At 45.4% G+C, this 15,131-nt stretch carries 10 protein-coding genes; 9 read left to right on the top strand and 1 reads right to left on the bottom strand.

Annotation, left to right across the window (positions count from 1 at the left end; all coding sequences use genetic code 11):
* Positions 1 to 376: 376 nt before the first annotated feature.
* From LG003_RS13565 to kdsB, 5 genes are all read left to right on the top strand, one after another.
* Positions 377 to 2,704: a ComEC family protein gene (locus LG003_RS13565; protein ID WP_262980968.1), complete on the top strand. Its 2,328-nt coding sequence runs from the start codon at positions 377 to 379 to the stop codon at positions 2,702 to 2,704.
* 35 nt (positions 2,705 to 2,739) lie between these two features.
* Positions 2,740 to 4,488: a lipid A ABC transporter ATP-binding protein/permease MsbA gene (gene msbA / locus LG003_RS13560; protein ID WP_112894785.1), complete on the top strand. Its 1,749-nt coding sequence runs from the start codon at positions 2,740 to 2,742 to the stop codon at positions 4,486 to 4,488.
* The gene (gene lpxK / locus LG003_RS13555; RefSeq protein WP_262980967.1) at positions 4,485 to 5,480 is read left to right on the top strand and encodes a tetraacyldisaccharide 4'-kinase; all 996 of its coding nucleotides are present in this window, start codon (positions 4,485 to 4,487) and stop codon (positions 5,478 to 5,480) included. The genes msbA and lpxK overlap by 4 nt, the downstream gene beginning before the upstream one ends.
* A 203-nt stretch (positions 5,481 to 5,683) precedes the next feature.
* Positions 5,684 to 5,863 carry a Trm112 family protein gene (locus LG003_RS13550; RefSeq protein ID WP_011145924.1) on the top strand — a complete coding sequence of 60 codons (180 nt, stop codon included), beginning with the start codon at positions 5,684 to 5,686 and terminating at the stop codon, positions 5,861 to 5,863.
* A gap of 3 nt (positions 5,864 to 5,866) precedes the next feature.
* Positions 5,867 to 6,616 (top strand): 3-deoxy-manno-octulosonate cytidylyltransferase, encoded by a 750-nt coding sequence (gene kdsB, locus LG003_RS13545; RefSeq protein WP_262980966.1) that lies wholly within the window; start codon positions 5,867 to 5,869, stop codon positions 6,614 to 6,616.
* 103 nt (positions 6,617 to 6,719) lie between these two features.
* Here the strand turns inward: kdsB and elyC are convergent, their stop codons facing one another.
* The gene (gene elyC / locus LG003_RS13540) at positions 6,720 to 7,556 is read right to left on the bottom strand and encodes an envelope biogenesis factor ElyC (protein ID WP_262980965.1); all 837 of its coding nucleotides are present in this window, start codon (positions 7,554 to 7,556) and stop codon (positions 6,720 to 6,722) included.
* Between the two features lie 153 nt (positions 7,557 to 7,709).
* Between elyC and cmoM the strand changes: the two genes are divergently transcribed.
* From cmoM to mukB, 4 genes are read left to right on the top strand one after another with little or no spacing between them, the layout of a single operon-like run.
* On the top strand, positions 7,710 to 8,489 hold the full coding sequence (cmoM, locus tag LG003_RS13535; protein WP_112876617.1) for a tRNA uridine 5-oxyacetic acid(34) methyltransferase CmoM: 780 nt from the start codon (positions 7,710 to 7,712) through the stop codon (positions 8,487 to 8,489).
* Positions 8,490 to 8,499: 10 nt separating this feature from the next.
* Positions 8,500 to 9,822 carry a chromosome partition protein MukF gene (mukF, locus tag LG003_RS13530; protein ID WP_112876616.1) on the top strand — a complete coding sequence of 441 codons (1,323 nt, stop codon included), beginning with the start codon at positions 8,500 to 8,502 and terminating at the stop codon, positions 9,820 to 9,822.
* Positions 9,803 to 10,525: a chromosome partition protein MukE gene (mukE, locus tag LG003_RS13525; protein WP_112876615.1), complete on the top strand. Its 723-nt coding sequence runs from the start codon at positions 9,803 to 9,805 to the stop codon at positions 10,523 to 10,525. The genes mukF and mukE overlap by 20 nt, the downstream gene beginning before the upstream one ends.
* Complete coding sequence (mukB, locus tag LG003_RS13520) at positions 10,522 to 14,970, top strand: chromosome partition protein MukB (protein ID WP_262980964.1); 4,449 nt, start codon at positions 10,522 to 10,524, stop codon at positions 14,968 to 14,970. The genes mukE and mukB overlap by 4 nt, the downstream gene beginning before the upstream one ends.
* The last annotated feature ends 161 nt before the right edge of the window (positions 14,971 to 15,131 follow it).

Genomic DNA, 15,131 nt, shown 5'->3' with positions numbered 1-15,131 from the left:
ATAGGGTATATAGGCTTGGTTAATAATTTCAAAAATGAATTTGATATTTAATTATAATAATAAGTGAATAATGTAACTTATCGTGAGTTTATAATGTTTATTTATGTCTGTAATGAGAATGCAGACAAAACATTACGAAATATTTTATTTGATATCAGTATCGCAATGTTGCATTTGCGATCAATATAACATTTGGTGGGTAATTAGCAGGTGGCAGTTTCTGTATTTGCGAAGCTGTTCGCATATATTTTTGAAATGACTGTTAACCTGAAATTAATTTGCGAAGATGTTTGATAATTTTTCTTGTGCTTCTGGCTGCTTTGTAAAAAATAAGGAATACTCTTCTGGAAAAATAAAAGGGTAAGGATGAATAAGGATGTGGTTTTCAGTTGTGATAAATAAGATAACAACAAATTGGAAACAACCTATACCAATCATTAGCGTGAATCAGGCTGCAATAGCTATTATTGTCGGTATTGTACCCTTGCTTTTTTTGCCTGAGTTACCACAGAAATGGCAGGTTATGACATTGCTATTACTGGCGCTATTCTGCTTATTCTTACCATTTTGTCTTTGCCGGATGGTTTCAATTTCGTTACTGGCATTTCTTATTGGGTGCTGGCAGGGAAATCATTTGCTCGAACAGATAATCTATTTTAGTGAAAAAGCGCATTTATCACGGGTTATTATTGAAAGTTTATCATTAGATAATGAAGAGAAAAGCAGGGTTATCCTGCGTATTATTGAGAATGAAAACAAAGTTATTTTTCCGCCACTGTATGTTTCCGCTTATTGGGATATTTCGCCTGAATCTCTGTGTGCTGGTCAAGAATGGCGGCTGAAAATGAAATTACGGCCAGTTCATAGTCAGCTAAATCAAGGTGGATATGATAGCCAGCGTAGGGCATTAGCTATCCGCCGACCTTTAACAGGGAAAGTCATTCATGCTGAATTAATTGACGGGAAATGTAACTTACGTCAGCGATTGGTCAGTCATATTGCACCGGATATTCGTGAATTGAAGCATAGTGGCATTGCGATGGCATTAGCATTCGGAGAGCGTCAGTGGTTAAGTAAGGAGGATAATTTATTATTACAACAAACAGGTACGGCTCACCTTATGGCCATTTCAGGGTTGCATATTACCGTTGCCAGTATGTTTGGTTGGGGGATGGCAAGATTATTGCAATTCTTTTTTCCTATACGTTGGATAGGGCACAGATTTCCATTGATTATCGGTTGGATAGTGGCAATAAATTACGTCTGGTTATCGGGTTGGGGCATTCCGGCTATTCGTGCATTACTGGGTTTAACGCTCTGGCTATATTTACGTTACAGAAATATTCTCTGTTTCCCTTGGCAGTGGGCATTGTGGACAGCCGCAATGATTCTCTTATTTGATCCCCTGACTGTGCTTTCTGATAGCTTCTGGCTCTCCTTCTTTGCTGTGATGGCGATAATGTTCTGGTTCTTTTGGGCGCCGTTGATTGAGCCATTTCGTTATGGTTGGAAATGGCTATGGCTGCGCGGGTTATATATGCAAATGGGTATGATGCTGATGCTTATTCCTCTCCAGCTATTATTATTTCATGGTGTCAATTTTGCCGCTTTATTTGCTAACTTCTGGGCCGTGCCAATCATCTCTTTTATTACTGTTCCGTTGATTATGCTGGCATTAATAAGTAATTTTTGTTCTCTTATTCATGCGTTATTATGGCAATTAGTCGATTACTCTGTAACCTTCTCTTTAATTCCTTTGCCAGTTTTGCAACAGTCATGGAGTGAAACGGGTCGTTTTCCTCTATTAATAACGTTTATTGGTTGGTTTGTTGTCATCATTTGGCGATTTGCTTGGTGGCAATCATATAAGTTACTGATTGGCATTTCTTTAGGGATAATGCTCTGCTATCTGAGGCGCAACGAAGAATATCTGTGGCGATTTTCTATGCTGGATGTTGGGCACGGGCTTGCGGTTATCATTGAAAAAGATGGCAAAGCACTGATTTTTGATACCGCTAATCGTTGGGAAACTGGCAGTATGGCAGAAAGGGTGATAATCCCTTATTTGCGTTGGCATCGATTAACGCCAGAGCAGATTATTATCAGTCATGATCATCTTGACCATACCGGTGGGTTAGAATCCTTACAACAAAAATATCCAGGTATTGCTGTGAGAAGTTCTTTAATTAATCAGCAACATCTTCCATGTATACGCGGTGAACAGTGGCTCTGGCAGGGGTTGAGCTTCCGTGTATTATGGCCGCCGGTAAGATCATTACACGCAGGTAATGACGAATCTTGTGTCATTCGGGTAGAAGATGGCAAACATAGCTTGCTTTTAACCGGAGATCTGGAAAAGCAAGGGGAATATAAGCTATTGGGAATAGAAAAAGAGAATTTAAAATCGACCGTATTGCAGGTTCCACATCATGGTAGTAACACGTCATCTACAGCCGCTTTTATTCATACCGTCTCACCACAATATGCACTGGCCTCTGTTGCACGTTATAGCCCGTGGCGACTTCCTTCGGTTAAAGTGCAGCGACGTTATCGTAAAATTGGGGCAGAATGGCGTAGTACCGCAGTATCCGGGCAGATAACGGGTTATTTTTATGGCGATCACGTTGAAATGATGAGCTATAGGCAACAAATTATGTCACGTTGGTATCATCAGTGGTTTGGTATTCGTAGTGATCATGAGTAGAATAACCCGCTATTTCTTTTTGTGTTGGTAACTCAATAATGAATGATAAAGACCTTTCTACCTGGCAGACATTTCGCCGACTATGGCCAATTGTCTCTCCGTTCAGAATTGGGCTGATAGTTGCTGCGGTTGCACTGATCCTTAATGCTGCCGGTGATACGTTAATGCTTTCATTGCTTAAGCCTTTACTTGATGAAGGTTTCGGCAAAGCAAGCAGTGATGTACTGAAATGGATGCCACTGATTGTGATTGCTTTAATGATTATGCGAGGGCTATCCGGGTTTGTATCAAGTTATTGTATCTCTTGGGTCTCCGGTAAAGTGGTAATGCAGATGCGTCGCCGTCTGTTCAGCCATATGATGGGGATGCCGGTGTCATTTTTTGATCAGCAATCTACAGGGACGCTGCTTTCCCGTATCACTTATGATTCTGAACAAGTGGCCTCCTCCTCTTCCAGTGCACTGATTACTGTGGTCAGGGAAGGGGCATCCATAATCGGCCTGTTTATTTTGATGTTTTACTATAGCTGGCAATTATCTCTGATCCTGATTGTGATTGCGCCGATTGTGTCATTGGTGATTCGCGTGGTATCGAAGCGATTTCGCAGTATTAGTAAAAATATGCAGAATAGCATGGGGCAAGTCACAGCCAGTGCTGAGCAGATGTTGAAAGGGCATAAAGAAGTGCTCATTTTTGGCGGGCAGAAAGTAGAAACTGAGCGCTTTAATAAAGTCAGTAACCATATGCGTCAGCAAGGCATGAAAATGGTTTCTGCTTCATCAATTTCTGATCCCATCATTCAGCTTATTGCCTCGTTTGCTTTGGCCTTTGTCCTGTATGCAGCAAGTTTCCCGGATATTATGGAAACACTGACAGCGGGTAAAATTACGGTCGTATTTTCATCAATGATTGCGTTGATGCGTCCATTGAAATCGTTGACTAATGTTAATGCGCAATTCCAGCGAGGCATGGCCGCTTGTCAGACTCTGTTTTCGATTCTGGATATGGAACAGGAAAAAGATGACGGTAAGCTGGAGCTTAAAAAAGCGAACGGTGATATTGAATTCCGTAATGTGACTTTCTGCTATCCAACCAAGGAATTACCGGCGTTACAAAATATTTCCATGTATATCCCGGCGGGAAAAATTGTTGCTTTGGTAGGGCGTTCTGGTTCTGGTAAATCCACAATAGCGAATTTGCTGACCCGTTTTTATGATGTCAACGAAGGTAATATTTTGCTGGATGGACATGATTTGCGGGAATATACGCTCTCTTCCTTGCGTGGACAGGTTGCTCTGGTATCGCAGAATGTGCATCTATTTAATGACACGGTAGCGAATAATATTGCTTATGCCAGTGAAAACCGATACAGCCGTGAAGAGATTGAGAAAGCCGCTGAGATGGCTTATGCAATGGACTTCATCAGGAAGTTAGATAACGGCTTGGATACGATGATCGGTGAGAATGGTGTGCTACTTTCTGGCGGCCAACGTCAGCGTATTGCTATTGCACGTGCCTTGTTGCGTGATTCTCCGGTTTTGATTCTTGATGAGGCAACCTCGGCGCTGGACACGGAATCTGAACGGGCAATTCAGGCTGCACTGGATGAATTGCAGAAAAACAGAACCTCGCTGGTTATTGCACATCGTCTATCAACCATTGAAAACGCGGATGAAATTCTGGTGATTGAAGATGGGCATATTGTTGAACGGGGTAACCATCTCTCTCTGTTGGAGCGAAATGGTGTCTACTCACAACTACATCGGATGCAATTTGGTCAATGATTGAGCGCATATGGTCAGGCCGCTCATGGCTTTATTTGCTGTTATTACCTTTTTCAGCCCTTTACGGGCTGATAAGTGGCTTACGGTGGTTGAGTTATAAAACAGGGTTGAGGCAATCCTGGAAAGCGCCTGTGCCTGTTGTGGTGGTGGGTAATCTAACTGCCGGCGGTAATGGTAAAACGCCGGTGGTTATTTGGCTGGTGGAGCAGTTGCAGCAAAAAGGTTATCGGGTTGGTGTTGTTTCCCGCGGTTATGGGGGGAAAGCAGAAAATTATCCTCTGTTGGTGACTGAAAATGTCACCACGGCTCAGGCCGGTGATGAACCAGTATTAATTCATCGTCGTACTGGCGCACCAGTGGCTATTGCGCCAAAACGGGTTGAGGCGGTGAGAGCATTACTGGCAGACACGCCATTGGATATCATCGTGACTGACGATGGTTTACAGCATTATGCTTTGCAGCGGGATTTTGAAATTGCGGTTATTGATGGCATGCGCCGTTTTGGGAATGGTTGGTGGCTTCCGGCTGGCCCAATGCGTGAACTATCTGGGCGGTTGAACAGGGTTAATGCCATTATCACCAACGGTGGTACTCCTCAGCCAGGCGAATTATCCATGACATTAGCTGGCGAGTTAGCTGTGAATATGGTGAGCGGTGAAAAACGAGCCGTGAATCTGATGCCTCGTGCTGTTGCGATGGCTGGAATCGGCCATCCACCTCGGTTCTTTGCGACCTTGCAGCAGTTAGGCGCTGACCTACAAAAGGAGTACGCATTTGCCGATCATCAAACGTACACCGAAGATCAACTAAACCACCTGACTGATGCAAACCAGAATTTACTGATGACAGAAAAAGATGCGGTTAAGTGTTTTAGTTTTGCTCAGCCAAATTGGTGGTATTTACCAGTAGATGCTCGGTTACCCCATGAAAAGGGAGAGATAATGCTGAACAAGATTTGTTCGTTATTGGAGATGAATAAAAATATTAAGTAAATATACCCTATGGATTTCAAGATGCATCGCGACGGCAAGGGAGCGAATCCTTGGGAGCATAGCTAACTATGTGACCGGGGTGAGCGAGTGCTGCCAACAAAGAGGCAACTTGAAAGATAACGGGTATAACAAGAGTTAACGATGATACCAAGCTTATGTTATTCTGAGTTGCACTAAATTAAAGCTCCATAATTGGAGGATGTATGGATCACCGTTTACTCGAAATTATTGCCTGCCCTGTATGTAACGGAAAACTCAGTTACGATAAAGAGAATTTTGAACTCATTTGTAAGTTGGATCGACTCGCGTTTCCTGTACGTGATGGCATTCCCGTCCTGTTAGAGCACGAAGCCCGTGAATTACCTCTGGATGAGGAAAAATAAGACATGTTCACCGTTATTATTCCTGCTCGCTTTGCTTCAACCCGTTTACCCGGTAAACCTTTAGCCGATATTCACGGCAAGCCGATGATTGTCCGTGTTATGGAGCGGGCGAAGTGTTCAGGTGCTGCACGCGTCATTGTGGCAACAGATAATCACGACGTTGTTGATGCTGTTGTGGCAGCCGGTGGAGAGGCTTGTCTGACCAACGAAAATCACCATTCTGGTACTGAACGGTTAGCTGAGGTTATCAACAAATATCAATTTTCCGATGATGAAATTATCGTTAATGTTCAGGGGGATGAACCATTAATTCCCGAAGAGATCATTAAACAGGTTGCAGAGAATTTGGCGGGTTGTAAAGCGGGAATGGCAACGTTGGCTGTACAGATTCATGATGCGGAGGAAGCTTTTAACCCTAATGCTGTGAAAGTCGTTATGGATAAACAGGGTTATGCGCTCTATTTCTCCAGAGCAACCATTCCCTGGGAGCGTGACCGTTTTATTCAATCACGAGAAACGATTGGGGATAATTTCCTGCGTCATATTGGTATTTATGCCTATCGTGCGGGTTTTATCCGTCGCTATGTGCAATGGGAGCCGAGCCCGTTGGAGCAAATTGAAATGCTGGAACAATTGCGGGTACTTTGGTATGGCGAAAAAATTCATGTGGGGATTGCATTAAAAGCGCCGAGAGTGGGCGTTGATACGCCGGAAGATTTGGCAGCAATCAGAAAAGTGTTTACTGAAATTTGATTGGTTGCTTGAACTTATTTTTTGATTAACGAAAGTGCGTCATTCATTGTTGTTTATTTCTATATTGTTTCTATCGCGCTTTCGTTTCTCTATCTATCTTGCTTCAAGAAGTAGCTTGAGGATTATTTAGCGGCTGAGAATGCTCTGATTTTTGTGGGTGTTCCAGATCCTTCGACGGCTTAATACGTTGCCAGAGGGTGCCTAAAGTTTCATACCACACTCGTTCTGAATGAGATAGAAAGTAAGCTGAGGGCAGATATTTTTCCCAAGGATGTAATGGTGAAGTGATCGCTAATTGGTTAGCTGGGCCGGGAATGGGGTTCAACCCATGTTGTTTAAAGAAAGTGATTGCTCGCTGCATATGATTGGCGGAAGTTACTAAAATAAAGGGTTGGTTACCAATCAGTTTCTTAACTTCATTGGCTTCTTGCTCAGTATCCATTGGCTTTGTTAGTGCAATCGTATCTTCTGCTGACACGCCGAGCGATTGGGCTACGATAGCGGCAACTTCAGCGCTACTTTTAACATTCGCCCCTTTGCCGCCGGTAAAGACCATTTTAGAGCCGGGGTTCAGGTGATATAAGCGGATACCTTCTGTCACTCGTGGCAAGCTGTTATTAAGTAAGTTTGAACTGGGTGCCCAATTTGGGTTATAAGTGAATCCACCACCAAGAACGACGATATAATCAACCGGTGGATTGTGACCAGGATCAGATTGATTGCTTTTAGCATAAACCGATTCCAGTGGTAACAGCAGCTTATCGGCAACAGGTTGCAAACTTAGCAGAAGTAGGGCGAGCCAACTGAATGTCAAAATTGTTTTTCCTGTTTTTTGCCAACGGGTAAACCACAGCAGTAATAAAGCAGCAAGTGAAATTAGCAATATTAATGGCAGAGGCATTACCATTGCGCCAAGGTACTTTTTAAATAAAAATTGCATTTATTTGCCTTAATTTGGTTGAATTATAGCCATGTGGTTTACAGATTGTTGTCAAAAGTGGTTATATCACCGAATGCTGTGCCAAAATAGCAGTTAGCGTAATAAAATCTCAACAGATAAATCAGATTTATTCCATTAGTGAGGCAGTTTTTCATGCGGGATCGCAATTTCGATGATATTGCAGACAAATTCTCTCGTAATATTTACGGCACAACCAAAGGTAAAATCAGGCAAGCCGTTGTCTGGCAGGATATCAGCGAATTACTGGCTCAATTACCTCAACGTCCACTACGTATTTTAGATGCGGGTGGTGGTGAGGGAAATATGGCATGTCAATTAGCTGAATTGGGTCATCAAGTGATATTGTGTGATTTATCAGAAGAGATGATCCAGCGGGCAAGGCTGGCCGCGGAAGAAAAGGGGGTCAGCCAAAATATGCAATTTATACAAAGCCCGGTACAAGAAATTAGCCAATATATAGAACAGCCGGTAGATCTGGTATTGTTTCATGCGGTACTGGAATGGATTACCGATCAGAAATATGCAATAGAAATGTTAACGAATATCATTAATCTTGGCGGTGCGTTGTCTTTAATGTTTTACAATGCCAATGGTTTGGTAATGCGTAATGCTATTTTAGGTAATTTTCATTTGGCGACACCCAATATACAACGTCGCAGAAAACGTTCATTATCGCCTCAGAATCCATTGGCGCCGGAGCAGGTATATCAATGGCTTGATGAATTAAATATGACGATTACCGGCAAAACAGGCGTGCGTGTTTTTCACGATTATTTGCAAAATCGCCAATTACAGAGTGAAAACTTTCCAGCATTGTTAGAATTGGAACAGCGTTATTGTCGCCAGGAACCTTATATCAGTCTGGGGCGTTACATTCATGTCATGGCACGCAAGCCAGCTTTAACAGTTTAAAGGACAAATTATGAGTGAATATTCCCAGACTGTCCCGGAACTGGTGTCTTGGGCCAGGAAAAATGATTTTTCCATCTCCTTGCCTGTAGAAAGACTGGCTTTTCTGATGGCAATTGCGGTGTTGAACAGCGAGCGTCTTGATGGCGAGATGAGCGAAGGGGAGCTGGTTGATGCTTTTCGTGAAGTTTGCAAAGGATTTGAGCAGACCACAGAATCTGTCGCTGTGCGGGCCAACAATGCTATCAATGACATGGTGCGTCAGAAACTTCTTAACCGTTTCACCAGTGAATTGGCCGATAACCATGCAATCTATCGCTTAACCCCGCTTGGAATAAGTATCAGTGACTACTACATTCGTCAGCGGGAATTTTCTACCTTACGTCTTTCGATGCAACTTTCGGTGGTGGCGAGTGAGTTACACCGGGCAGCAGAAGCGGCAGAAGAAAGGGGGGATGAATTTCATTGGCACCGTAATGTTTTTGCGCCGCTGAAATATTCTGTGGCGGAAATCTTCGACAGCATCGACATGTCTCAGCGCGTAATGGACGAGCAGCAAAACTCGGTTAAAGAAGATATTGCGGCGTTGCTGAATCAAGATTGGCAGGCAGCCATTGCCAACTGTGAGCAACTGTTATCCGAAACATCGGGTACGTTGCGGGAACTCCAGGACACACTGGAAGCGGCTGGAGATAAATTACAGGCTAATTTGTTGCGTATTCAGGAAGCCAATATGGACAGTGGCGGATCAGAACTGGTTGATAAACTGGTGTTTGATCTGCAAAGCAAACTGGACCGTATTATCAGTTGGGGTCAACAGGCGATTGATTTATGGATCGGCTATGATCGTCACGTTCACAAATTTATCCGTACTGCGATCGACATGGATAAAAATCGTATTTTCTCTCAGCGTTTACGTCAGTCAGTTCAACACTATTTTGATAATCCGTGGACCCTCACCATTGCTAACGCCGAACGGTTGTTAGATATGCGGGATGAAGAATTGGCGTTACGTAATGAAGAAGTAACGGGTGAACTGCCATTAGCGCTGGAATATGAAGAATTCAGTGAAATAAACGAACAACTGGCGGAAATGATTGAAAAAGCGCTGTTGATATATCGGCAGGAACAACGCCCGTTGGATTTGGGCGCCGTATTAAGGGACTACCTTACTCAGCATCCGCTTTCTCGTCACTTTGATGTGGCGCGTATTCTGGTGGATCAGGCTGTACGATTGGGTGTGGCAGAAGCGGATTTCTCTGGGTTGCCAGCGGAATGGTTAACGATTAATGATTACGGAGCCAAGGTACAGGCACATGTCATCGACACATATTGAACAATTTATGCCAGTTAAACTGGCACAGGCGTTAGCCAATTCACTTTTCCCAGAACTGGATAGCCAACTTCGCGCGGGTCGTCATATCGGGATAGATGATCTTGATAACCATGCTTATCTGATGGATTTTCAGGAGCAATTGGAGGAATTTTACGCCCGCTATAATGTGGAGTTGATCCGTGCGCCGGAAGGTTTCTTCTATCTGCGGCCCCGTTCAACCACATTGATCCCGCGCTCGGTATTATCAGAGCTGGATATGATGGTAGGAAAAATTCTTTGTTATCTCTATCTCAGCCCGGAACGTCTGGCTAATCAGGGGATTTTTACTGCTCAGGAGCTGTACGAAGAGCTGATCTCACTGGCCGATGAGGGCAAGTTGATGAAGTTTGTCAACCAGCGCTCCTCCGGTTCCGATTTGGATAAACAGAAATTGCAGGAAAAAGTGCGTACGGCACTGAACCGTCTGCGCCGTTTGGGCATGGTCTATTTCCTGCCGAATGACAACAACAAATTTACCATTACTGAGGCGGTATTCCGTTTTGGTGCTGATGTACGCAGTGGCGACGATCCTCGTGAAGTCCAACTGAGGATGATCCGTGATGGTGAAGCAATGCCGGTTGAAGGCGGCTTGTCGCTTGATGACAGTGAAAATGATGAAACACCGGATAACTCAGCAGAAGGTGCGGGAGATGAACAACCATGATTGAACGCGGTAAATTTCGTTCACTGACGCTGGTTAACTGGAATGGTTTTTTTGCCAGAACATTTGATCTTGATGAATTAGTGACCACCTTATCAGGCGGTAATGGGGCGGGTAAATCCACCACGATGGCGGCTTTTGTCACCGCGCTAATCCCTGATTTAACCTTGTTGCATTTCCGTAACACCACCGAAGCTGGTGCAACTTCCGGTTCTCGTGATAAAGGTTTGCACGGCAAGTTGCGTGCGGGGGTCTGTTACTCAACGCTGGATGTCATTAACTCTCGGCATCAGCGGGTCATCGTTGGGGTGAGGCTGCAACAGGTAGCGGGGCGTGACCGTAAGGTCGATATCAAACCTTTTATGATTCAAGGGTTGCCAACCGCTATTCAACCTACGCAGTTATTGACTGAAAATGTGGGTGAAAGACAGGCGCGAGTATTGCCACTGAATGAACTGAAAGATCGCCTTGATGAAATGGAAGGCGTGCAGTTCAAACAATTTAACTCCATCACCGATTACCATGCGCTGATGTTTGATTTGGGTGTGATCCCCAAACGCCTGCGTTCAGCAAGTGATCGCAGTAAATTCTATCGTCTGATCGAAGCTTCCCTGTATGGTGGTATTTCCAGCGCCATTACCCGTTCCTTGCGTGATTATTTATTGCCGGAAAACAGCGGTGTTCGGAAGGCATTTCAGGATATGGAAGCGGCGCTGCGTGAAAACCGTATAACGTTGGAAGCTATCCGGGTAACTCAATCCGATCGCGATCTGTTTAAACATTTGATCACCGAAGCGACTGCTTACGTTTCCGCTGATTATATGCGCCATGCTAATGAGCGTCGCACTCATTTGGATCAGGCACTGGCATTGCGTGGAGAGCTATTTGGTAGCCATAGGCAACTGGCAACCGAACAGTATCGCCATGTCGAAATGGCGCGGGAACTGGCGGAGCAGAGTGGAGCTTCTGTTGATTTAGAAGCTGATCATCAGGCCGCCAGTGATCATCTGAATTTGGTGCAGACAGCCATGCGCCAGCAAGAAAAAATTGACCGTTATCAGGGAGATCTGGAAGAACTCTCTTACCGTCTGGAAGAGCAAACTGAGGTTGTTGAAGAAGCAGCGGAACTTCAGGCTGAATATGAAGCCAGAGCGGAAGCGGCAGAACAGGAAGTCGATGAGCTGAAAAGCCAGTTGGCAGATTACCAGCAAGCACTGGATGTTCAGCAAACCCGCGCTATTCAGTATCAACAGGCATTACAAGCGCTGGAACGCGCCCGTGAGCTTTGCCGGCTACCGGATCTTTCCGCTGATAATGCGGAAACATGGTTAGAAACTTTTCAGGCTAAAGAGCAGCAGGCGACAGAAGCCCTGTTGGCGTTGGAACAGAAATTAAGTGTTGCAGATGCGGCCCATAATCAGTTTGAACAGGCGTATCAATTAGTCAAAAGTATGGTTGGTGAAGTCAGCCGTAGTGAAGCATGGCAGAGCGCCCGTGAATTGCTGCGTGATTGGCCGGCGCAGCAACATCTGGCGGATCGTGCGCAACCATTGCGAATGCGATTGGCTGAACTGGAACAGCGCTTGAACAACCAACAAGATGCTGAGGATTTATTAAGCGAGTTTTGTAAGCGTCAGGGGCGACAGTATCAAGCCGAAGATCTGGAAGCGCTGCAAAATGAACTTGAAGCCCGGCAGGATGCGCTGAGTCTGAGCGTCAATGAAAGCGGTGAACGCCGTATGGAGATGCGTCAGACGCTTGAACAACTAAAACAGAAAATTCAGTCATTGACTGCCCGTGCGCCGGTCTGGTTGGCTGCACAGGATACCTTGCATCAACTGTGTGAACAGAGTGGTGAAACACTGGCAAGCAGCAATGACGTAACGGAATATATGCAGCAGTTGCTTGAGCGCGAGCGTGAAACCACGGTAGAACGTGATGAATTTGCGGCGCAAAAACGTGAGTTGGAAAAACAGATCGAGCGCCTCAGTCAGCCGAGCGGAGCGGAAGACAGCCGGATGATTGCGTTGGCGGAACGTTTCGGTGGAGTTTTGCTGTCAGAAATTTATGACGATATCACCATCGATGATGCGCCGTACTTCTCCGCCCTGTATGGGCCTGCCCGCCACGGCATTGTAGTGCCGGATCTTTCCTTGGTACGTCCACATCTTGAAACGCTGGAAGATTGCCCGGAAGATCTCTATTTAATTGAAGGAGATCCGCAATCCTTTGATGACAGCGTATTTAATGCCGAAGAGCAGGAAAATGCGGTATTGGTCAAATCCTCTGACCGTCAGTGGCGTTATTCTCGTTATCCTGAATTGCCGCTGTTTGGTCGTGCTGCCAGAGAAAACCGTTTAGAAGCTTTGAATCTGGAGCGCGACACTTTGGCAGAGCGTTATGCCACGCTCTCTTTTGATGTGCAGAAAATCCAGCGTGCGCATCAGTCGTTCAGTCAGTTTGTGGGTAAACACCTCTCTGTCGCATTTGATGCTGATCCAGAAGCGGAAATCCGCGAACTGAAACAGCAGCGTACAGAGTTAGAGCGGGAGCTATCCCGGTTTGAAGAGCAGACTCAACAACAGCGCCAGCAATATACTCAGGCTAAAGAGAGCCTGACCGCATTAAATCGTTTGCTCCCCCAAATCACGCTATTGTTGGATGAAACCTTAATTGATCGCGTAGAAGAAATACGTGAAGAATTGGATGAAGCGCAAGAAGCCGCCCGTTTCTTGCAACGGCATGGTTCGGCACTGGTGAAGCTGGAACCGATGGTTGCTGTTCTGCAAAGCGATCCACAGCAGCATCAACAGTTGCAACAGGACTATGAAACCGCCAAACAGAACCAGCATCAAGCTAAACAACGGGCTTTTACGCTGGTGGAAGTGGTACAGCGTCGTGCGCATTTTAGCTACAGCGATTCTGCCGGTATGCTCAACGAAAATGCGGATCTGAATGACAAACTGCGTCAGCGTCTGGAACATGCAGAATCGGACCGCAGCCGCGCCCGCGAACAATTGCGTCAACAGCAAGCGCAGTATTCCCAATTTAACCAAGTGCTGGCATCGCTAAAAAGCTCTTACGAAACCAAACAGGATATGTTGAAAGAGTTGCAACAGGAGATGAAAGATATTGGTGTTCAGGCAGATGCCAATGCAGAAGCGCGTGCTCGTGAACGTCGTGATCACCTGCATGAAGCGCTTAGCGCTAACCGTTCCAGAGTCAATCAGCTTGAGAAACAGATTGCCTTTTGCGAAGCGGAAATGGAAAGCTTGCAGAAAAAACTGCGTAAACTGGAACGCGATTACCATCAAATCCGTGAGCAGGTGGTTTCTGCCAAAGCGGGTTGGTGCTCAGTGATGCGCATGGTGAAAGATAATGGTGTTGAGCGTCGTCTGCATCGCCGTGAACTGGCGTATATGGAGGGGGGCGCATTGCGTTCCATGTCGGATAAAGCACTGGGTGCATTGCGTCTGGCAGTAGCTGATAACGAACATCTACGTGATGCGTTGCGTTTATCCGAAGATCCAAAACGCCCTGAACGTAAAATTCAGTTCTTTATTGCTGTGTATCAGCACCTGCGTGAACGTATTCGTCAAGATATTATCCGCACTGACGATCCGGTGGATGCCATTGAACAGATGGAAATTGAGCTGGCCCGTCTGACAGAAGAACTGACCGCTCGCGAGCAAAAGTTAGCCATCAGTTCAAAAAGCGTGGCGAATATTATCCGCAAAACCATTCAGCGTGAGCAGAACCGTATCCGAATGCTAAATCAGGGATTGCAAGCGGTCTCCTTTGGTCAAGTGCGTGGTGTACGGTTGAATGTGAACGTGCGTGAAAGCTACGCGATATTGCTGGATGTGCTGTCTGAACAGCAGGAACAGCATCAGGATCTATTTAACAGCCAGCGATTAACCTTCTCGGAGGCAATGGCGAAACTGTATCAGCGCCTGAATCCGCAAGTAGATATGGGGCAGCGCTTGCCGCAAACCATAGGTGAAGAGTTGCTGGATTACCGTAACTACTTGGAACTGGACGTTGAAGTTAACCGTGGATCTGATGGCTGGTTAAAAGCAGAGAGTGGGGCGTTATCGACCGGTGAAGCTATCGGTACCGGCATGTCGATTTTGGTGATGGTGGTGCAGAGTTGGGAAGAGGAATCCCGCCGTTTGCGTGGTAAAGATATTTCCCCTTGTCGGTTGTTATTCCTTGATGAAGCGGCGCGTCTGGATGCCAAATCCATTGCCACTCTGTTTGAATTATGCGAACGCCTACAAATGCAGTTAATTATCGCCGCGCCCGAAAATATCAGCCCTGAAAAAGGGACCACCTATAAACTGGTGCGTAAAGTATTTAACAACCACGAACATGTTCATGTGGTTGGGCTGCGAGGATTTGGGCAGGATGTGCCGGCAACTCAATTGATTTCAGATGCTATCGCTTAATTAAATGGATGGTTTACGGTCATTATAAGTTGGGAAAATAAAGAAAGTGCGCCACGGATGGCGCAATAGATATGTAGCTTGAAAAATTGTACCATTATTTTCTGCTTATTAAGATTCGGTATTATTGATACGGGAAAAGGACATATTATGCGGAAGACAAC

This window comes from Photorhabdus kleinii, from assembly GCF_025384885.1.
GTDB lineage: Bacteria > Pseudomonadota > Gammaproteobacteria > Enterobacterales > Enterobacteriaceae > Photorhabdus > Photorhabdus kayaii.
Note: the sequence above shows the minus strand (reverse complement) of the source record. Positions and strands in the feature narration are given on the sequence as shown.